This window comes from Mesorhizobium sp. M0174 (assembly GCF_040322275.1).
GTDB lineage: Bacteria > Pseudomonadota > Alphaproteobacteria > Rhizobiales > Rhizobiaceae > Mesorhizobium.
Genome location: NZ_JAMYTB010000003.1, coordinates 469,949 through 489,592 on the forward strand (window position 1 = coordinate 469,949; position 19,644 = coordinate 489,592).

The 19,644-nt window shown below is 62.7% G+C and carries 20 protein-coding genes; 7 read left to right on the plus strand and 13 right to left on the minus strand.

The features are described 5' to 3' along the window. Window positions 1–48: 48 nt before the first annotated feature. Window positions 49–837, minus strand: a complete 789-nt coding sequence (locus NKJ13_RS08860; RefSeq protein WP_352740974.1) for a L,D-transpeptidase — start codon at window positions 835–837, stop codon at window positions 49–51. A 199-nt stretch (window positions 838–1,036) separates the two neighbouring features. On the opposite strand from NKJ13_RS08860, the gene NKJ13_RS08865 reads away from it, so the two are divergent. Beyond that, complete coding sequence (locus NKJ13_RS08865; protein ID WP_352740973.1) at window positions 1,037–2,509, plus strand: MATE family efflux transporter; 1,473 nt, start codon at window positions 1,037–1,039, stop codon at window positions 2,507–2,509. A 9-nt stretch (window positions 2,510–2,518) separates the two neighbouring features. Here the strand turns inward: NKJ13_RS08865 and NKJ13_RS08870 are convergent, their stop codons facing one another. After that, window positions 2,519–3,727 carry an MFS transporter gene (locus NKJ13_RS08870; protein ID WP_352777660.1) on the minus strand — a complete coding sequence of 403 codons (1,209 nt, stop codon included), beginning with the start codon at window positions 3,725–3,727 and terminating at the stop codon, window positions 2,519–2,521. 157 nt (window positions 3,728–3,884) lie between these two features. Here NKJ13_RS08870 and NKJ13_RS08875 point away from each other — a divergent pair, with 157 nt between their 5' ends. Next, window positions 3,885–4,460 (plus strand): TMEM175 family protein, encoded by a 576-nt coding sequence (locus NKJ13_RS08875; RefSeq protein WP_352475354.1) that lies wholly within the window; start codon window positions 3,885–3,887, stop codon window positions 4,458–4,460. A gap of 113 nt (window positions 4,461–4,573) precedes the next feature. On the opposite strand, the gene NKJ13_RS08880 is transcribed toward NKJ13_RS08875, so the two are convergent. Beyond that, the gene (locus NKJ13_RS08880; RefSeq protein ID WP_023721174.1) at window positions 4,574–4,855 is read right to left on the minus strand and encodes a hypothetical protein; all 282 of its coding nucleotides are present in this window, start codon (window positions 4,853–4,855) and stop codon (window positions 4,574–4,576) included. Window positions 4,856–4,982: 127 nt separating this feature from the next. On the opposite strand from NKJ13_RS08880, the gene NKJ13_RS08885 reads away from it, so the two are divergent. Next, window positions 4,983–5,846: an SDR family NAD(P)-dependent oxidoreductase gene (locus NKJ13_RS08885; protein WP_352703516.1), complete on the plus strand. Its 864-nt coding sequence runs from the start codon at window positions 4,983–4,985 to the stop codon at window positions 5,844–5,846. Between the two features lie 41 nt (window positions 5,847–5,887). Here NKJ13_RS08885 and NKJ13_RS08890 read toward each other — a convergent pair whose 3' ends face one another. The 3 genes from NKJ13_RS08890 to NKJ13_RS08900 all read right to left on the minus strand — a co-directional run bounded on the left by NKJ13_RS08890 (window position 5,888) and on the right by NKJ13_RS08900 (window position 7,633). Further along, the gene (locus tag NKJ13_RS08890; protein WP_352703676.1) at window positions 5,888–6,319 is read right to left on the minus strand and encodes a low affinity iron permease family protein; all 432 of its coding nucleotides are present in this window, start codon (window positions 6,317–6,319) and stop codon (window positions 5,888–5,890) included. An 87-nt stretch (window positions 6,320–6,406) separates the two neighbouring features. Further along, window positions 6,407–7,048: a DapH/DapD/GlmU-related protein gene (locus tag NKJ13_RS08895; RefSeq protein WP_352703514.1), complete on the minus strand. Its 642-nt coding sequence runs from the start codon at window positions 7,046–7,048 to the stop codon at window positions 6,407–6,409. A gap of 96 nt (window positions 7,049–7,144) precedes the next feature. Beyond that, a complete protein-coding gene (locus NKJ13_RS08900; RefSeq protein ID WP_254818969.1) occupies window positions 7,145–7,633 on the minus strand; it encodes a CreA family protein in 489 nt (162 codons plus the stop codon). Between the two features lie 204 nt (window positions 7,634–7,837). Between NKJ13_RS08900 and NKJ13_RS08905 the strand changes: the two genes are divergently transcribed. Next, window positions 7,838–8,416, plus strand: coding sequence for an SCO family protein (locus tag NKJ13_RS08905; protein ID WP_352703512.1), 579 nt, complete (start codon window positions 7,838–7,840; stop codon window positions 8,414–8,416). Window positions 8,417–8,427: 11 nt separating this feature from the next. Continuing rightward, window positions 8,428–9,300, plus strand: coding sequence for a 50S ribosomal protein L11 methyltransferase (locus NKJ13_RS08910; protein ID WP_352740969.1), 873 nt, complete (start codon window positions 8,428–8,430; stop codon window positions 9,298–9,300). Between the two features lie 39 nt (window positions 9,301–9,339). Here the strand turns inward: NKJ13_RS08910 and NKJ13_RS08915 are convergent, their stop codons facing one another. Continuing rightward, the gene (locus NKJ13_RS08915) at window positions 9,340–9,684 is read right to left on the minus strand and encodes a hypothetical protein (protein WP_352777661.1); all 345 of its coding nucleotides are present in this window, start codon (window positions 9,682–9,684) and stop codon (window positions 9,340–9,342) included. Window positions 9,685–9,720: 36 nt separating this feature from the next. Here NKJ13_RS08915 and NKJ13_RS08920 point away from each other — a divergent pair, with 36 nt between their 5' ends. Then, on the plus strand, window positions 9,721–11,565 hold the full coding sequence (locus tag NKJ13_RS08920; RefSeq protein ID WP_352703506.1) for an aminopeptidase P family protein: 1,845 nt from the start codon (window positions 9,721–9,723) through the stop codon (window positions 11,563–11,565). On the opposite strand, the gene NKJ13_RS08925 is transcribed toward NKJ13_RS08920, so the two are convergent. The 3 genes from NKJ13_RS08925 to NKJ13_RS08935 form a co-directional block, all read right to left on the minus strand. Further along, on the minus strand, window positions 11,555–12,445 hold the full coding sequence (locus tag NKJ13_RS08925) for a LysR family transcriptional regulator (protein ID WP_352777663.1): 891 nt from the start codon (window positions 12,443–12,445) through the stop codon (window positions 11,555–11,557). The two genes, NKJ13_RS08920 and NKJ13_RS08925, sit on opposite strands and share 11 nt — an antisense overlap. Before the next feature lie 316 nt (window positions 12,446–12,761). Beyond that, window positions 12,762–13,058 (minus strand): AzlD family protein, encoded by a 297-nt coding sequence (locus NKJ13_RS08930; protein WP_352703501.1) that lies wholly within the window; start codon window positions 13,056–13,058, stop codon window positions 12,762–12,764. Then, window positions 13,055–13,783, minus strand: coding sequence for an AzlC family ABC transporter permease (locus NKJ13_RS08935; protein ID WP_352703499.1), 729 nt, complete (start codon window positions 13,781–13,783; stop codon window positions 13,055–13,057). Before NKJ13_RS08935 ends, NKJ13_RS08930 begins: the two co-directional genes overlap by 4 nt. Before the next feature lie 233 nt (window positions 13,784–14,016). Between NKJ13_RS08935 and NKJ13_RS08940 the strand changes: the two genes are divergently transcribed. Then, on the plus strand, window positions 14,017–14,814 hold the full coding sequence (locus tag NKJ13_RS08940) for a class I SAM-dependent methyltransferase (RefSeq protein WP_352777665.1): 798 nt from the start codon (window positions 14,017–14,019) through the stop codon (window positions 14,812–14,814). 16 nt (window positions 14,815–14,830) lie between these two features. On the opposite strand, the gene NKJ13_RS08945 is transcribed toward NKJ13_RS08940, so the two are convergent. From NKJ13_RS08945 to recN, 3 genes are all read right to left on the minus strand, one after another. Further along, window positions 14,831–15,523, minus strand: coding sequence for a DUF2461 domain-containing protein (locus NKJ13_RS08945; protein WP_352703495.1), 693 nt, complete (start codon window positions 15,521–15,523; stop codon window positions 14,831–14,833). Then, complete coding sequence (ligA, locus tag NKJ13_RS08950) at window positions 15,523–17,730, minus strand: NAD-dependent DNA ligase LigA (RefSeq protein ID WP_352740966.1); 2,208 nt, start codon at window positions 17,728–17,730, stop codon at window positions 15,523–15,525. The genes NKJ13_RS08945 and ligA overlap by 1 nt, the downstream gene beginning before the upstream one ends. Before the next feature lie 239 nt (window positions 17,731–17,969). Further along, a complete protein-coding gene (gene recN / locus NKJ13_RS08955) occupies window positions 17,970–19,643 on the minus strand; it encodes a DNA repair protein RecN (RefSeq protein ID WP_352505604.1) in 1,674 nt (557 codons plus the stop codon). Window position 19,644: the final 1 nt, after the last annotated feature.

Sequence of the window (19,644 nt, forward strand, 5' to 3'; positions counted from 1 at the left end):
GTTCTAGTGGGTTTGCAAAACCTAAGACTGATGATCCGTCGAAGGCACTTACCTCAACATCTCCGCGTCCTTTGGCACGCCCGCATCGATCGGCTCGGCCGTCCTGTCCGACACGGCGGCGATCTTCCCGGCGGCCGACAGGTTCGGGCGCACGAAGACCGGCGCGACGCCGTCGACGCGGCTGTAGAGGTCGATAATGTCCTGATTCATGAAGCGCACACAGCCGGAGGAAGCGTTCTTCCCGATGGAATCCCACTCCGGCGTGCCGTGCAGCCGGTACATCGTGTCCTTGCCGTCGCGGAAGAGATATAGCGCGCGTGCGCCCAGCGGGCTGTGCGGGCCGGGCGGCATGCCGTCCTTGTATTTCGCCAGTTCCGGCCGGCGCTGGATCATCTCCGGCGGCGGCGTCCAGACCGGCCACTTCTTCCTCGCCTGAACCACGGCGCTGCCGGTCCATCCGAAACCGGCCTTGCCGAGGCTGACGCCATAGCGAATTGCCTTGCCGCCGTCGTGCACCAGATAGAGGAAGTGCTCGGAGGTATCGACGACGATCGTGCCGGGTTTTTCTCCGGTCGGATCGGACACGATTTGGCGCACGAATTTCGGATCGACCTTGGCTACCGGGATTGCCGGCAGTTGATAGCCCTCGTCGACGCGCGCCGCATACATACTTGCGGCATCGCCGAAAGCCGGATCGCTTGGCGCCGCGGTCACTGGCGGCGCCGCTACGTCCGTCGTGGTGCACGCCGAAAGAGCCACGGAGGCCGCGCCCAAAGCGGATGCACCAAGAAACGCACGCCGGTTCAGGCGCTCAAAAAACAGCGGAATATCGGACATGAACCCCCGGCTTGCCCATGAGATCTAGGAAAGATGCGGCCCCACGCGTGCAGGATCAATATACGATTCCGGAAGCTTTGAGAACATGATTGGATCAAGGCACGCCAGGCGGAATTCGCAACGCTGCGTCGACCTGTCTCGTTAAATCGGCAATCATTGCGGACCGGACTCAAGATAAGCCTTCGCCGAGTTGCCTGCCATGGACGACAAGATGCCCGCACGCCGGCGGACCAGCGACCTCACCAGTGGACCTATCCCGCGTACATTGCTGCTGTTCGCCCTGCCGGTGCTCGGCTCCAATGTTCTGCAGTCGCTCAACGGCTCAATCAATGCCGTCTGGGTCGGTCGTTTCCTCGGCGAAGCGGCGCTGACCGCCACGTCCAATGCCAACCTCGTGCTGTTTCTCATCCTCGGCACCGTCTTCGGCATCGGCATGGCGGCGACCATCCTGGTCGCGCAATCGGTCGGCGCCCGCGATCTGCCCGAAGCCCGCCGCATCGTCGGCACCAGTGCCACCTTCTTCTTCCTTGTCTCGGTGGTGTTCGCGGTCTGCGGCTGGATCTGGGTCGATACAATCCTCAATGCGCTCGGCACGCCGGCCGATGCGTTGCCGCTGGCGCGTTCCTATCTGCGTATCATTTTTCTCGCCGTACCGATGATGAACCTGCTGTCCTTCGTCATGACGGTGCTGCGCGGCGCCGGCGATTCGCGCACGCCTTTCCTATTCATGGCGCTGGCCGTCGTGCTCGACGTCATTTTGAACCCGTTGCTTATTCTCGGCATCGGCCCGTTCCCCGAACTCGGCATCGCCGGCTCGGCCACCTCGACGCTGATCGGCCAGACGGTAAGCGTGCTTGCCATCCTGATCGTGCTTTATGCGCGCAAGCACCCGCTGCGGCTGGCCGGCGCCAATCTTGCTCTGCTGCGGCCGGACCCGGCGCTGCTGCGCATTGTCGTCTTCAAGGGCGTGCCGATGGGCCTGCAGATGATCGTCGTCTCGTCCGCGGCGCTGACTGTGATGGGCATGGTCAATGCCTACGGCTCGCAGGTCGCGGCTGCCTACGGCATAGCCGCCCAGCTCTGGACCTATATCCAGATGCCGGCGCTCGCCATCGGCGCCGCGGTCTCGTCCATGGCGGCGCAAAATGTCGGCGCCGGGCGCTGGGACCGGATCGGCCGCATCGCCGCGTCCGGCGTCGGCTTCAACCTTGTGCTTACCGGCGTGCTTGTCGCGCTGCTGTTCGTATTCGATCGCGCGGTGCTCAGCCTCTTCCTCAGCAGCGACAGTGCAGCGATCGACATCGCCACTCACATCAACAAGGTCGCATCCTGGTCCTTCATCCTGTTCGGCATCACCATCGTGCTCTTCGCCACTGTGCGTGCCACGGGCGCGGTGATGCCGCCGCTGATCATCCTGGTGATCTCGGTACTTCTGGTGCGCACCAGCTTCGCCTATTTCTTTCGAAGTGCGATCGGTGAGGAAGCGTTGTGGTGGAGCTTTCCGGCCGGCTCGATAACCTCGCTCGTGCTGGCCACGGCCTATTATCGCTTCGGCCGTTGGCGCAGCGTGCACATGATCGAAAGCCGGCCGGCTGCCGGCGAACCGCCGGATACCGGCCTCGGCGTACCACGCCAGCGCGCGCACCTTTCGCCCGAGACACCGACCGGCTGAAAGATCGGTTCAGTGCCCGTATTTCGCGCCGAACCCGAGCGCCACCAGGGAAAAGATAACGATCATGCCGGCAAAGGCCCCGCTTGCCACGGTCGCGCTTGTCATGGTCGACAGGACGCCGATGCCGATCACCGGCAGCGCGTTGCCGCAAAAACAGCAGATGAAGAAGGCCGAGACGACTTCGGCGCGCCGGTCCGCCGGCGCGATCTCGTTCACCACTTGCAAGCCGCCGCGATAACCGAGCGCTGCCGCCACGCCGCACAAGGCGGTCCCGGCAATCATTATGGCCATCGATGCGAAGACCTGCGCCGCAACAATCAGCGCGACGGTTGGAATCATCAGCGCAAGCGCCGCGAACATCGCGGCTCGGCTCGAAAGACGTGCCGTCACTACAATGGTGGCGGCCGTCACGATCGCCAATTCAAAGAACAGAGCGCCCGCTTCGGCATGGTTGGTTACCTGCAGCTGCTGCGCCAAAATGCTCGGTGCGAGTGCTGCATAAAAGCCGACCAGTGCCATTGCGCCAAAGCCGGTCACCGCCGGCGCAACGAAATTTGGGCGGATGGCATCGGGCACGGAAAGGCGCGGCCGCGTCGAAACGTCAGCCAGTTTCCCCGGCCGCGAAACGGTTTCCGGCGTGCGCCAGACCAGCAGGGTTACAGTCGCGAGCATCGCCAGGTAGACGACGAATGTCAGCCTGAGCGGCCAAGGCGCGTATTCGGCGAGCAACCCGGCCCCCAGCGCACCAAGGCCGAGACCGAGGAAATTGGTGCTGGTGGCAATCGTCGCCGCCTGTGACTTGTCGTCGGTCGGGAGCAATTCGGCAAGCCAGGCGGTGCCGGTACCCGCGCCGACGCCGATTCCCAATCCGCTCAGAATTCGGGCGACGTCGAGCCAGGCGACATTTTCGGCGAACAGGAAAACCACCGCGCTGACGACGGCCACCGCCATTCCGGCCAACGCCATCGGACGGCGCCCGATGACATCTGACACACGCCCCAACATCAGCAGCGCCGCCAGATTGCCGATGACATAGACGGCGTAGACCAGCGTCAAAGTGATCTGCGAGAAGCCGAAGACCTGCTTGTAGATGATGTAAAGCGGCGTCAGCGCGGTGCTGCCGGCGAAAAGAGCCGCGATCATGGCGGCCACGGCGGCCGCTGCAGCGCGCCCGCCGAGTTCGTAATCGCGCGTCATGACTTGAGCGTGAGCAGTCATTTTTCGGACCTTCTTGCTGTTCGGGATCTGACACCCTAACGCCTTTTTTTCGTCAGCCGTTCCCCCCTCCCCGACTTGCTCCTGACAATTTTGGCAGCTTTGCGATGGCGCTGAGCGAGATCCTCTTTTAACTTCAGCGGATTGTCAGGGGAGATTGATGGGCAAGGGACGAGTCGAGGCATTCACCGATGGCGTGGTCGCCATCATCATCACCATCATGGTGCTGGAATTGAAGGTGCCGCATGGCGAGGATTTTTCCGCGCTGGCGCCACTCTGGCCGGTATTCCTCAGCTATGTGCTGTCCTTCATCAATGTCGGCATCTACTGGAACAATTTGCACAACATGTTCCATACCGTGCAGCGGGTCGACGGCCGCGTGCTGTGGGCGAATCTCAACCTGCTGTTCTGGCTATCGCTGATGCCGGCGACGACAGCCTTCATGGGTGAGAACCATTTCGCGCCGGTGCCGGTCGCCGTTTATGGCGTCGACCTGGCGCTCTGCGCCATCGGCTTCAACATCCTCACCATAGCCCTGCATCGGCTGCACGGCAGCGAAACCCTCTTCGCCAGGGCTTTGGGCAATGACCTCAAGGGAAAAATCTCGCTGGCCCTCTATATCGCCGCCGTCGCGCTGACCTTCGTCAATCACTGGATCGGTGTCTCGATCTATGTCCTGGTGGCGATGGTCTGGCTAGTGCCGGACAGGCGCTTCGAGCGGCTAATCGAGAAATAGGCAGACCAAGATCCCGAACCGAAGGACCGCGTCAACGAAAAGTGGATGCCGGTTTTCGGAAAAGATCATGAGAAGATAGAGCCCATACCGAATCTTATCGAATGGAACAGGCTCTAGCCTCGCATTTCTTTGAGCTTTTCCGCTACCGAAGCGGCAAGGTCGGCGTAGCGCTCCTCCAGCCGCTCGGCCGCTTTGATCACTGAAAAATCATGGCCGAATTTTTCCAGCGCCATGCGCAGCTTTTCGACGAATTCGGCCTGTTTTTCGAGCGCCGAAAACAGCGTTTTCACTTGCGCTTCGCTGATGTCGGGGTTGGCAAGCATTTGCGGCACTTCGCGGCTCATCTGGTCGCCGGTTGCGGTCTGTTCTTTCAGGATCTCGATCCAGTCGGTCAATCGTCAGTCTCCTTTTCGATATCAGCATGCGCAGCGCCCGCCGACGCGGTCAACCCGAAGATGTCGCACCGGCTTGCGCGAGCCTCTTTCCGCGCTAAGTTCGCCGCGGCCAGAACAGGAGAAAATCATGACCACCGACGCCGAGATCCAGACCGCCCTGCCCGCACTTGCCTCCGGTAATGTCGCCGTCATCACCGGCGCGGCCAGCGGCATCGGCCTCGCCGCGGCCAAACGGCTGGCGGCGATGGGCATGAAGATCGTGCTGGCCGATATCGGCGGCGCACGCCTCGATGAGGCCCGACATGCCGTCGCTACCTTCGCCGGCGAGAGCGCCGTGCTTGCTGTCGCCACTGACGTCTCGAAAGCCGACGACCTCGAACGGCTGGCCGAAAGGACATTCGGCACCTTCGGCGACGTCTCGCTTCTGATGAACAATGCCGGCGTCGGCAACAACCCCGGCAAGCCGTGGGAGAACCGTGACGCCTGGAAGCGACTGCTGGACATCAATTTCTGGGGTGTCGTGCATGGCGTCGAGGCCTTCGCGCCGCGCATGCTGGCGGCTGGAAAGCCCGGCCTGATCGTCAATACCGGCTCCAAGCAAGGCATTACCACGCCGCCCGGAAACCTCGCCTACAACGTCTCCAAGGCCGGCGTGAAGACCTATACCGAGGGCCTTGCACACGCGCTGCGCAATGAGCCCGGCGCAAACGTCGCGGCGCATCTGCTCATTCCGGGGTTCACTTTTACCGGCCTGACCGAAGGCGCCACCGAAAAGCCGGCCGGCGCCTGGACCGGCGAGCAGGTCATCGACTTCATGCTGGCCTCGCTGCTGCGTGGCGACTTCTACATCCTGTGTCCCGATAACGAGGCGACCCGGTCGATGGACGAAAAACGCATGGCGTGGGCGATTGGCGACATCATCGAGAATCGTCCTGCTCTGTCGCGCTGGCACCCGGAATACAAGGAAGCCTTTGCAGCATTCATGGAATGATCCCGCGACCGTTCGGGCAGGAACCCGGACAACAAGCTCGCTCACGCCGCCGCGTGCTTCTTCGCGTTGCGCTTTTTAGCCACCGCCTTGGATGCGGCCATGTCGGCGATCTGTTCGTCGTGCCGCTTCGCCGCGCGTTCACATTTGGCGCGGATTTCCTCGAGCTCGGATTCGGTCAGGTGCTCGATGCCGATAAAGGTATTTTTGGCTTTGCTGACGCGGATCAGCTCGTCAAGCTTGGCCTGGATCGCCGCGCTGTCGCGGTTCTGGGTGTTCTGGATGAGAAACACCATCAGGAAGGTGACGATCGTGGTGCCGGTATTGATGACGAGTTGCCAGGTATCGGAAAAGCCGAAGACCGGACCGCTTACCGCCCAGACCACAATGATCAGGAAACAGACGGCAAACGTCGGCGGCAGACCGGCAAGATGGGCGATATAGTTGGCGATCCTGGTGAACAGCTTTTCGATCATGGCAGGGAGAAACAATCGGCAACTGCTTCGAGTTCCCTGCGAGGAGGAATTCACTGTCAAACCGTGCACGCGCCGCGCTCGCAACGATCAGGTAGCGTCGTTTTCCCAGCGGTCGAGGAAAGCCTCGATGGGCAAGGCCTGCATGTCGGGGACTGCCCTGGCCAGTTTCTCGACCGGCCAGTCCCACCAGCCAAGACGTTCGATCCGGGCCGCAGTTCCCGCGCTGAAGCGCTGCCGCAATGGCCTGGCCGGAACGCCGGCGACGATTGCATAGGCCGGCACGTCTCGCGTCACAACCGCATTGGCACCGACGATCGCGCCGTTGCCGATCACCATGCCAGGCATGATCACGGCGCCATGGCCAATCCAGACATCATGGCCGATGCTGACGGGTCTCGCCCGCCGCCGGTCGCGGAATGCCTGATCGACACCCAGCCAGCGGAAGTACTCGTTGGGCCGATAGCTGACTTTGTGCTGCGTCAGCCGCTCGACCGGATGCTCCAGCGCATTGATGCGGCTGTTGGCGGCAATCGAGCAGAATTTGCCGATCGTCGTATAGATCGCCTCGGCATGCCGCTCGAAGTAGGAAAAGTCGCCGACCATCACCTCGCGCAGGATGACCCGCTCGCCGATCGATGCGTAGCGTCCAAGCTTGCAGGCCTTCAGTTCCGCCGTCGGATGGATGCGCGGCTCGGGATCTTTCAGGACAAGGTGTTCGGGACGGTCCATGCGGGCGCTTTACGCCCGCGCGCATAGTCTCGCAAGCCGAGTGCAGCGCCGCGCATCCGTTTGGACGCGCCAAGGACCCCGGAGCACCTTCAGTCTCTATTTCGGCTTGCCGCTGGTCCACACCACATTCTGGCCGTAGAGCGGCACGGTGGTGACCGACATTTTTGCCGAGCCATCCTGCACCTGGCGCGAATGCGAGAGGTAGATCAGCGTCTCGTTGGCCTTGTCGTAGATGCGGTTCACCACCTGCTTTTTCCAGATCAGGCTGATGCCTTGCTTGAACACCTCCTCGCCGGCCTCGCTCATGTCGATGTCCCCAATGGTGATCGGCCCGGTCTGGCGGCAGGAGATCGAGGAATCGGACGGGTCCTCGAACCAGTTGCCTTTCTGCAGGCGGTCGATCATGCCACGGTCGAAATAGGAGACGTGGCAGGTTACCCCCTCGACCTTCGGATCCTTGATCGCCTCGACGATGATGTCGTTGCCGAGCCAATCGACGCCGACCTTGCCGACTTCCTCGGCGGCGGCGGCGCCAGCGCCAATGACAAGGCATGCGGCCAACGCGCCGCCAATCAGTTTTCGCAAAGAGGCCTCCTGCGGTTCGAATTTTGCCGACCTCAGGTGGGACGAACGGCCGCGCTTTGCAAGCAGATCTCCTCCCACAGCATTGCCGGTTGCGGCAACGCGACATCTTTGCGTCGGCGCGACCGAACCGCTAAGAGTGTTCGCCAAGCCAGGGCTTCATGGCGCCAATCCGGCGCCCGATGGAAATGACGACGGACTTCACTGATGATGCGTTCAATTCTGGTCGGTATTCTCGTCCTGATGGCCGCTGGCATCGGCTGGCTAACGTTCGACTGGTACCGCGGACATTATGGCGGCGAGCCGTTCGGCGCGCCGTTCACGCTGGTCGACCAGAAGGGCGCACCGGTCACCGAAGCCGCCTTTCGTGGCCACCCCAGTGTCGTCTTTTTTGGCTTCACGCATTGCCCGGAAGTCTGCCCGACCACGCTTTTCGAGTTGGCCGGCTGGCTGAAGACGATGGGCGACGACGGCAAGAACCTGCATGCATATTTCGTTTCGGTCGACCCGGAGCGCGATACGCCCGAAATCATGAACACGTATGTCAGCAATTTCTCCGATCGCATCCTCGGCATCACCGGCGATCCCGATAAGGTCCACGCCATGGCCAAGTCCTTCGGCATCTACTGGAAGAAAGTCGACACGAACGACGGCGACTACACGATGGACCACACCGCTTCGGTGCTGCTGCTCAACGGCAAGGGCGATTTCGCCGGCACCATTGCCTATGGCGAAAGCCCGGACGCCGCCATCGCCAAGCTCAAGCGGCTGGCGGCGGAAGGTTGACGTATCCGGGAATGACGCAGACGCGTTTGTATTTCACCGCGGGCAAGATCGAGGCTGATCGCATCTTCACGGCGCTCGGTGCGGCGTTCGACGAAGAGGGCCTGCCGGTTGCGGTGCTCGAGGTCGACGAGGACCGCGATATCCACGAAGTATCGCTCTATGCCGACGACGACGTCGATGCGGTCGAGGCGCGGCTTAGGGACATCCTGGCCGGACTGTCGCTGTCGAAACCGATAGAGCGAGAAGCGCTGCCCGACATCGACTGGGTGGCGCGCTCGCTGGAGGGATTGAAGCCGGTACGGGCCGGGCGCTTCTTCGTCCACGGCGCGCATGACCGCAGGAAGCGCCACAGCGGCGAACTCGCCATCGAGATCGAGGCCGGCCTTGCCTTCGGCACCGGCCATCACGGCACCACCGCCGGCTGCCTCGAAATGCTGGAGCAGGTCATACAGCGCGAGCATCCGCGCAACGCGCTCGACCTTGGCACTGGCAGCGCGGTGCTCGCCATCGCGGTGGCCAAGCTCGCGCATGTTCCGGTGCTGGCAACGGACATCGACCCGGTCGCCGTCAAGGTGGCCGCTGCCAATGCGCGGCTGAACCACGTCAAGGGGCTCATTGAAGCGGTAGCGGCGCCCGGTTTTCATCATCCGATCTTTGCCGCGCGTGCGCCCTTCGACCTGATTGTCGCCAACATATTGGCGCGGCCGCTGATGCGTCTGGCGCCGCAAATGGCTGGGCGTATCGCGCTCGGTCGCTCGATTGTTTTGTCGGGCATCCTCGAGCGCCAGCGCGATGCGGTAATCGCGGCCTATGTCGGCCAGAAATTCCGGCACGTCCGCACCTTGCACCGCGAGGGCTGGGTGACGATTCACCTCAAGCGCTGAGGCGCGACGCTTTCAACGCAAGCCGGAACCTGCTCGGACCTAGCGCGAGTTCGCCGCTTTCTTCAGCTGTTCGCGATCGTAGCCGTGAGCTTTCAGCGTTTCGTCATCAAAGCCAAGCAGAACGCCGCTCACATACCGGCTCGCTTCGCGCTGGCGAGCTTCGATCAGCGCTTTCACAGCGTTTCTGAAAAATCCACGTCTGGCTGAAATCGAGGACATGACGGTCTCCTTTGCAGGGCAACAGGACTTTTCCTCCACGTTAAGAAGGTAAGCTCTGCTGACGCTTTTTGAAATCGCCGATTCTGCATGGCCTCCATGCACAAAAAGACACTGCGGCGACCGCGGATGATCGTTCCGAAAATCGATTCCGATTTTCGAAGTCATGCGCTACGGTCGCGCCAGCATTCGAGGAGAGCCGACATGTTCCAGACCTTCGATTCCGCCGGCGATCCGGCCGTTGGCAAGCCGCGCGTGGCAATGCTGCGCCAATGGTTGGCGTCGAACGGGCTGGATGGCTTCATCGTGCCCCGTGCCGACGAGCACCAGGGCGAATATGTCGCCGACCGCTCGGCACGGCTGAAATGGCTGACCGGCTTCAGCGGCTCGGCCGGTGTCGCCATTGTACTTGGCGAGCGCGCCGTCATGTTTGTCGACGGGCGCTACACGCTGCAGGTGCGCCAGGAGGTCGATCTCGACATCTTTTCGATCGAGAGCCTTGTCGACAACCCGCCGGCCAACTGGATCAAGGACAATCTCGGCAAGGGCGTGCGATTGGGCTTCGATCCGTGGCTGCATACGATCAGCGACGTCAAGGCGCTGAAAGCCTCGGCCGAGAAATCCGGCGCGACACTGGTGCCGCTCGAAGAGAATCCGATCGACGCGATCTGGCAGGACCAGCCCGGGCCGCCACTGGCGCCGGTCGAGATCCACCCGATCGGCTTTGCCGGCGAACTGGCTAAGGACAAGCTGGTGCGGCTGGCAGCGGCCATCGAGAAGGACGGCGCCACCCATGCGGTGCTGACCGACCCCTCCTCCATTGCCTGGGCCTTCGACATCCGTGGCGGCGACGTACCGCACACACCGCTGGCGCTCGGCTTTGCCGTGCTGGCCGCCGACGGCTCGCATCTGCTTTTCATGGACCAGCGCAAGTTTTCGCGCACCGTTGCGGCCTGCCTGACGCAGCTCGCCGAATTGCACGAACCAGGTGAATTCGAATCGGCAATCGTCACCCGGGCCAAGGGCGGCGCAAAAATCGCGCTGGACCCGGTTCTCGCGGCGGACAAGCTCAGAATGCTGGTCGAGGATAATGGCGGCACCGTCATTGCCACGGCCGATCCGGCCCGCATTCCACGCGCAACAAAGAACAAAGCCGAGATCGCCGGCGCCCGCGCCGCACATCGCCGCGACGGCGCCGCGGTCGCCAAGCTGCTGTGCTGGCTCGACCGCCAGAAGCCCGGCACGCTCGACGAAATCGCCGTTGTCACCAGGCTTGAGGAGATGCGCCGTCAGACCGGCGAAGAAACGCAGATGCCGCTGCGCGACGTATCGTTCGACACCATCTCCGGCGCCGGCCCTAACGGCGCCATCATGCACTACCGCGTCTCCCGCGCCACCAATCGCAAGCTGGGGGATGGCGAGCTGTTCCTGCTCGATTCCGGCGGGCAGTACCAGGACGGCACCACCGACATCACCCGCACGGTGCCGATCGGCGCGCCGACCGAAGAGATGCGCGAACGCTTCACGCTGGTGCTGAAAGGCATGATCGGCATCTCCATGCTGCGCTTTCCCCAAGGCACGCGCGGTTCCGAAATCGATGCGGTGGCGCGCCTGGCGCTATGGAGACACGGCTGCGATTTCGCCCATGGCACCGGGCACGGTGTCGGGTCCTATCTTGCCGTGCATGAGGGCCCGCAGCGTATCGCCAAGACCGGCACCGAAAAGCTGCTAGCCGGCATGATCGTCTCCAACGAGCCCGGCTATTACAAGGAAGGTTCCTACGGCATCCGCATCGAGAACTTGATTCTGGTGACACCGGCCGAGGCAATCGAGGGCGGCGACATCGCCATGCACGGTTTCGAGACACTGACGCTGGCGCCGATCGACAAGCGGCTGGTCCGGTCGGACCTTTTAACCCGCGACGAGTTGCATTGGCTTGACGAATACCATGCGCGCGTACTGGCCGAGATTGGACCGATGCTCGACGGCGAAACGCTGGCCTGGCTGGAAAAAGCAACCGCCCCTCTGCCGCACGACTTCAAGCAATAGTCGCGGCAGCAACGCCGAGTGACAGACTTTGCTCCGCAAGCAGTCCCTGCAAAGCCGTGACGTTGGGAGAACCGGCTCCCTTGCGCCAAAACAACACCGTGACGGCGTTGTCTTCCTCAGCGGGCAGTTCGTGCAGCTTTAGCCAGCGGCTCTCTGGGAAACCCGAAAGCACACTTTTTGGCATCAGCGCTATGCCCATGCCAGCCACCACGCAACCGAGGATGGCATGGTATGAACCAAGCTCGATGGTCTTCTCGGCCATGAACCCTCTTCGCGCATACCATTGTTCCAGCCGCCGGCGGTGCGGGCAGCCGTGCTCGAAGGCTATCATTGTTTTGGGCATGTCCAGGCGGTCGTCGATCGAAACGCGCGATGCCGCCGAGACAATGACCAGCTGCTCGTTAAATGCGGGCAGCTTTTCGAACGGAGCGTCGGCGATCGGCTCGGCGGCGAACGCTGCATCGAGGTCGCCGGCAAGCATGGCGGTCGCGAGAACCTGCGGATTGCCGGTGCGCAACTGGATCTCCACGTCGGGATGACGTGCGTGATATTCGGCGAGCAGACTTGGAAGCCGTGCCGCGGCGGTGCTCTCCATGGCACCTAGGCGAAGCGTGCCGCGCGGGCGTGGATCAAGCATCGCCGTTCGCGCCTCCTCTGCAAGCGCCAGCAACCGATCCGCATACCCGACCAATTTGTGACCGGCGGGCGATACGTGCAGGCGCTTGCCCTCCCGGATAAACAGCTGCACGCCGAGATCCTCTTCGAGCTGCCGGATGCGTGTGGTCACGTTCGATTGCACGCGAAACAGTTTTTCCGCCGCCCTGGTGATTCCGCCCTCGCGCACCACCGTGCGGAAGATGCGCAGATCAGCCAAGTCCATACATCTCTCCTGGAGAACATAACGATCTTAATTATTCATTTTAACTGATTATGCCCTTCCCGTAAATCGCCGGTGTAGCTGCCGATCAACACGGCAAACCAGGGGAGATGGAAATGTCGCGTGAGCCCTTCCGCATCCAGCCGATCGATCTAAGCGCATTGACGCCGAAGCAGCGCGAAGCACTCTATAGCGACGCCGTGCGTTGCGCCCACCAGGAGAGAGCGGAGACCATCCGCCTGAGCCTGTCGCGGGTCGGCGCGGCAATAGTCGCTGCGGTAAAGCGCATGTGTGCTCTCGCCGCCAAGATAAAAATCGATCAGCCGACGACCTGCCGCGCGAGGATCAGCACAGCAGCACCCGCCAGGAACATCGCCATAAGGCCGCCGCGCAGCGAGACCAGGCCGGCGACGACCAAGGCCCCCCATTCCGCCGGTCCGGCGCCCAGCGCTGCCGGCGCCACCAGCGTGGTCAGCACCGCCGCCGGCACGGCGTTCAGCCCGGCCTCAACACGCGGATGGATATGGTCGAAGCGTGAGATCACCAGATGACCGCCAATGCGTGTCAAATAGGTCGCGATCGAAGCGGCGACGATGATCCACAAGGTCGTGCTCATGGCCGTGCCTCCACGCCGCTGTGGCGGGGCGGCAGGATGACGGCGAGCAGCACGCCGGCCAGCGCGCCGATGGAGACATGCCAGGGCGAGCCGACCGTCTTGTAGGCAATGATGGAGGCGGCAGCGCTGGCGACGACCACCGGCAGCCACAGCGGCCGCTTGCGGAAGCTCATGACCAGGCCGAGAAAATAGATCGGCAGCAGGAAGTCGATGCCCAGCGTGTGGGTGTCGGGAATAAGTTTGCCGAACACCGCCCCGAGCGCGCTTTCGATGACCCAGAACACGTAGACCGGCAGCCCGAGCCCCATATACCAGGCAAAGCCGACGGTCTCGCCGGCCTCCGCCTTGCGCTCGGCCACCGCGAACTGCGGATCGGTCAGCACGAAGTAGCCTATCGCCTGCTGCACCAGCGGCCAATGCGCGATTCGCCGGCCGATACCGGCCGAATAGAGCACATGGCGAAAATTCACGGCGAAGATCGACAGCACGATCAGCCACGGCGCGACATGCTGGCCGAACAGCTCGATGCCGACCATCTGGCTGGCGCCGCCGAACACCGTCGCGCTCATCAAGAACGCCTCGATCACGGAAAAGCCGTTGTCGACGGCGAGCGCCCCGAACAGCAACGCAAACGGCGCCGACGCCACCACGACGGGCATGCTCAGCCGCACGCCGTCCCAGAAATCGCTTCTCGCACCGTTTTCGGAGATTGCTTCCGCCGACATCGACCGCTCCTTGGGAAGGGCCGTATGTAGAGAGGGCGGTCCGGCTTGTCACACCAATTCGCTTGAGGCAAACGATCAGCGGAAATGATAGCTGAAGCGTCGCGGCAAGCTCGCTTCCAGACTGTGGGACAAAATCAGAGGCTTGGTACCTGAGCGCATATCCGTTGGCGACGATCGGTCCTTGCCGAAGCGACGGCCATAGACCAACCTGCTGGGCCGGACAGGTGGTTCCAATGAGCGAATTTTCCATCGATCCAAAATTCGGCCGCCTGGCCTTCGGCGCCGATCCCGGCAGCTATCACGCGACGCGACCTGGCTATCCTGATTGGGTATTCGAAATTCTATGTGAGCGGTGCCGTCTCGCGCATGGCACGGCGACGTTCGAGATTGGCGCAGGTACAGGAACTGCAACGCGCCGCTTACTCGAACTGGGCGCGAGCCCGTTGCTCGCCATTGAGCCGGATTCCCGCCTCGCGACTTTCCTTTGCGAGACTATTCAGGACAAGGCGCTCTCGGTGAGCGTCTCTGCGTTTGAAGATGCCGTCCTTGAGAAGGCCGGTTTTGATCTCGGTGTCAGCGCCACTGCCTTTCATTGGCTGGATGAGGACACGGCGCTGATCAAGGTCGCAGAGCTGCTTCGGCCGGGCGGCTGGTGGGCAATGGTCTGGAATGTATTCGGCGACGACAGTGGCCCCGATCCCTTTCATGATGCGACCAAGGCGCTGCTTGACGGGCCTTCGAGCCCGTCGGCGGGCTCAAATGGTATTCCGTTCGCCCTTGATGCCGAGGCCCGCGTGGCGGCACTGGAGCGAACCGGCGCGTTCGATGCCATCGAACATCGGACAAGTGTCTGGTCGCTCGTCCTCGATCCTGACCAGACGGTCGCCCTCTATGCCACTTTTTCCAATATCAACATCCGCAGTGACCGCGAAGCAATCCTGGCGGAGCTGGGTCGCATCGTCCGCGACGAGTTCCAAGGCTCCATAACCCGCAACATGACCACCAGCCTCTACACTGCGCGGCGCAGCTGACCGTCTGACTTTTCCGCTAGCGCTGCGAAGCCTTGCCTTCGATCGCCCTGCCCCAGTCGAGCAGCGGTTTTGCCCGCATGACGAAGTCGACGAGTTCGTCGACCAATCCAGCTCCGTAGATATCCGCCGGCTCGATTGCGTGCCGGACGGCGAAATGCCGGTTGCGGATGGCGGCCACGAGATCGGGCTCGATAACGTGCTCAAAGCCGCGCGGCGTGCGCTTCATACAGCCGTCGGGGTCGAGCTCGAGACCATTCTTCTTCAGCGCCGCGACGAGCGTGCGGAACTCAGCGGGCCGCTTTGCGATGGCGTTGCGCAGCGCCAGCAATAGCTCCGGTCCGGGCTGCCACCAGGCAACAGCGGCAAAGCAGCGCTCGAGCCCGATGTGGATGTAAAACACGCCCTGTTCCATCTTGGTGCCGTCGGGCGAAAGGATCGCCGACAGATGCCGGTTGTAAGGCCGTTTGTCCTTGGCGAAACGCACATCGCGATTAATCCGGAACAGCGACTTCTTGCGGTCGCCGCGCAGGCCGAGCCCCAATGCCGTGAAGCGCTCGGAGAGCGCCTCGACCAGATCGCCGAAGGGATTGCGCAGGTCCCGCTCGAAAAGATCGCGGTTTTCCAAAAACCACTCCCGGCTCTGATGAAAATCCAGTGCCTTGAGGAAGGGAATGGCCTTGTCACCAAAACCATTGAATTCAGCCGGCATCACGCGCCCTTGCCGATCCGCTCGAGCCAGGCATCCTCATCGATGACTTCGATACCGTGTTCGGCAGCCAGCTTGAGCTTGGAGCCGGCACCGGGCCCGGCGACGACGAGGTCGGTCTTCGCGGAAACCGAGCCGGCGACCTTCGCGCCGAGACGTTCAGCCATCGCCTTCGCCTCGGGGCGCGTCATCTTTTCGAGCGTGCCTGTAAACACGATCGTCTTGCCGGCGACCGCACTATCGGCTGAGACGTTCACTATGTACGGCTTCGGGTGGACCTGTGTGAGCAGCGCTTCAAGCACGGCGTCGTTGCGTTCATTGCCGAAGAAATCGCGAAGAGCGCCTATCACGCTATCGCCGATGCCGTTGATCGAAGGAAAAACGCTGTGTGGATCGGCTGCCGCTGCTGTCTCCTTGCCAATGCGGATCAACTCCTCGACCGTCGAGAAGGTTCGGGCGAGCACAGCGGCCGTCGTTTCGCCGATATGGCGGATGCCCAGCGCAAAGATGAAGCGATCGAGTTCCGGTTCGCGGCGAGCGTCGATGGCAGCGAAGAGCTTGTCGAGACCTTCATAGTTGCGTTCTTCGACACCGCGTACATTCTTCCGCGTTTTGCCCGATGCGGCCTCACGCTGTCTGGCCTGCTCCTCCCGCCGCTCCGCCAATGCCTTGATGACGGCGGGACGGCGATCCCGGAGAGTGAAGATATCGGCTGCTGTCTTGACCAACCCGGCATTGAAGAACAGGTCAATGTTTTCAGCGCCCAGGCCTTCGATATCCATGGCGCCGCGTGACACGAAGTGACGCAATCCTTCCACGGCCTGGGCGGGGCAGATCAGCTCGCCGGTGCAACGTCGGCGGGAATCTTCCTTGCCGGTCTTCTCGTTGATCTCGCGCGTTGCCGGCGAGCCGCAGATCGGGCATTTGTGCGGGAATTCGTAGGGCACGGCGTCTGGCGGACGCTTGTCGACGACGACGCTGACGATCTGCGGAATGACGTCCCCCGCCCGCTGGATGACCACCGTGTCGCCGATACGTATGTCGTTGCCGTCGCGGATCGGCTGGCCGTTGCTGTCCAGACCCTTGATGTAGTCTTCGTTGTGAAGCGTGACATTTTCGACCACGACGCCGCCGACCGTGATGGGGGCAAGCCGGGCAACCGGCGCCAGCGTACCGGTACGGCCGACCTGAATGTCGATCCTGCGCACGGTCGTCATCGCCTGTTCGGCCGGAAATTTGTGAGCGATGGCCCAGCGTGGTTCGCCGGTGACGAAGCCCCATCTGCGCTGCAGCTCCAATTGATCGACCTTGTAGACCACGCCGTCGATGTCATAGCCAAGCGAGGAGCGCTGGGCCTCGATGAGGTGATAATGCGCGATCAGTTCGTCGACCGACTTTGCCCGGACCATCAGTGGACTGACCTTGAACCCCCATTCCGCGAATTTTTGCACGGAATCGTATTGGGTCGGAGCTGGATCCTTCGAAGTATAGCCCCAGGCGTAGGCAAAGAATTTGAGGTTGCGGCTGGCGGTAACGGACGGGTCCTTCTGACGGAGCGACCCGGCCGCCGTATTTCGCGGATTGACGTAATCCTGGCCGCCGATCGCCGCCGAGCGTTGCTTCAGCGCCTCGAATTCCGCGTAGGTCATATAGACCTCACCGCGTATTTCGATGACCTCGGGCCAGCCCGATCCCTTCAAGGTCTTGGGAATGTCGGCGATGGTCTTGAGATTGGCGGTGATGTCCTCGCCGACGACGCCGTCGCCGCGCGTTGCCCCCTGCACGAACACACCGCCTTCATACCGCAGGGAAGCCGATAGCCCGTCGATCTTCGGCTCTGCCGTGAAGGCGATGTTCAGATCCTTGTCGCGATCAAAGAATCGCCGGCCCCGTTCTATGAAGTCCGCGACGTCCTGGTCGGTATAGGCCTTGGCCAGGCTGAGCATCGGTACCGCGTGCCGCACCTTGGCAAAACCTTCCGCCGGCGGCGCGCCGACCCTGCGCGAGGGCGAATCCTCGCGCACAAGATGCGGGAACCGCTGTTCGATGGCGAGATTGCGCCGGGTCAGCGCGTCATATTCCGCATCCGTGATTATCGGCGCGTCCTCGCCATGGTAGCGCCGGTCGTGCTCGGCGATCTCCTGCGCCAACCGCATCAACTCGCTTGCCGCCTCGCTTTCGCTGAGCGAACCGACTGGTTTTTCGTCCATGCACTGCTCCCTCCACGGTGGCGCGACACAATAGAACAGGATTCTCTCGTCAGGGAGAGACCAGACGCCGAAAATCATTCCTGAACAGCAGGATGGCGCCATACCCTGACTCAGGTCGCGAGCGCCGGAAACGAACTCGTCTGGAGCAATTCCAGGAAAACTGTGAAACGGTTTTCCGTCCGGAATTGCGCAAAACAAAGAGGTAGAGCGGTTCGGCGTTTCCGGAAGGATGAACCGCTCTAGGCTGCCGCGGTGTTCTCCCGCAGCAGCCGCTCGGCCGCCGCGCGCGCCTCGTCTGTAATGGTGGCGCCGGCGAGCATGCGTGCGATCTCTTCCTGCCGTGCCGCCCGGTCCATCTCGGCGATGCCGGTCGAGACCCGGTCGGCACCGCCTGATTTGGAGATGAGGAAATGCGTCGCCGCGCGCGCGGCCACTTGCGGTGCATGCGTGACCGAAAGGACCTGCACGCGTTTTGCCAGCCGCGCCAGCCGCTGGCCGATGGCGTCGGCAACCGCGCCGCCGACGCCGGTGTCAATCTCATCAAAGACCAAAGTCGGCGCCGACCCGCGATCGGCCAGCGCGACTTTCAACGCCAGCAGGAAGCGCGAAAGCTCGCCGCCGGAAGCGACCTTCATCATTGGGCCGGGCCTGGTGCCGGGATTGGTGCGCACCCAGAACTCGACCTGGTCGATGCCTTCTTCCATGCGGCTCTCGGCATCGCTTGCGATCTCGACGATGAACTCGGCCCGTTCGAGCTTCAGCGCCGGCAGTTCGGCCATTACCGCCTTGGTCAGCCCGACGGCCGCCGCATGGCGAAACGACGACAGCTGGGCCGCCGTAATGTCGTAGGCCTGGCGCGCCGCTGCAGCCTGTTTCTCCAGCGCATGCAGGCGCTCCTCGCCGGCGTCGAGATCGGCAAGGTCGGCAGCCATGGTGTCACGCAATTGCGCCAGGTCATCCACGGCGACGCTGTGCTTGCGCGAGGCGGCACGCAGCGAAAACAGCCGCTCCTCAGCCTTCTCCAGCCGCTGCGGATCATATTCGGTCGCGCGAAGTGCTGCTTCGACGCCCGACTGCGCCGCGTCGAGCGACAGCATCGCTTCGTCGAGCGATTTGACGACGTCCTCGAGCAGCCCCGGCGCTTCGGTCGCCTTTCGCTGCAGCCGCCTGAGCAGGCTGGCCAGTTGCGGCAAGGGCGAGGACGGGCCCGAGAGCACATCCTGCGCATCGTGGATTTCCGAGGCGATCTTTTCGGCACGCATCATCGAGGCGCGCAGTTCGGCCAGTTCGGTCTCTTCGCCCGGTTGCGGATCGAGCCTGGTCAATTCGGCGACCGCAGCACGCAGATAATCGGCCTCACGGGCAGCTGCCTCGACTTTGGCCCGGTGCCGTGAAAATTCCTGCTCGCAGGTACGCCAATGCCGCCACGCCTCGCCGGTTGCCCGAGCAGCGCCGAGATGGCCGCCGAAACTGTCGAGCAACTCGCGATGGGCGCCGGGATCGACCAAAGCGCGCTCGTCATGCTGGCCGTGGATCTCGACCAGCGCACGGCCGATGTCGCGCATCAGCGTCACGCTGGACGGCTGGTCATTGACGAACACGCGCGTGCGGCCGTCAGCCGTCTGGACGCGGCGCAGGATGATGTCGCCGTCGTCCTCGATGGCATTCTCGGCAAGCAGCATGCGAGCCGCGTGGTTGCGCGGTACGTCGAACACGGCGATGATCTGGCCTTGTGCCGCGCCATGCCGCACCAGCGAAGCGTCGCCGCGGGCGCCAAGCGCCAGCGACAAAGCGTCGAGCAGGATAGATTTTCCGGCGCCGGTTTCGCCGGTAAGGACCGAAAGGCCGGACGAGAAGTCGATGTCCAGCTTTTCGATCAGAACGATATCGCGGATCGACAGTCTGGAGAGCATG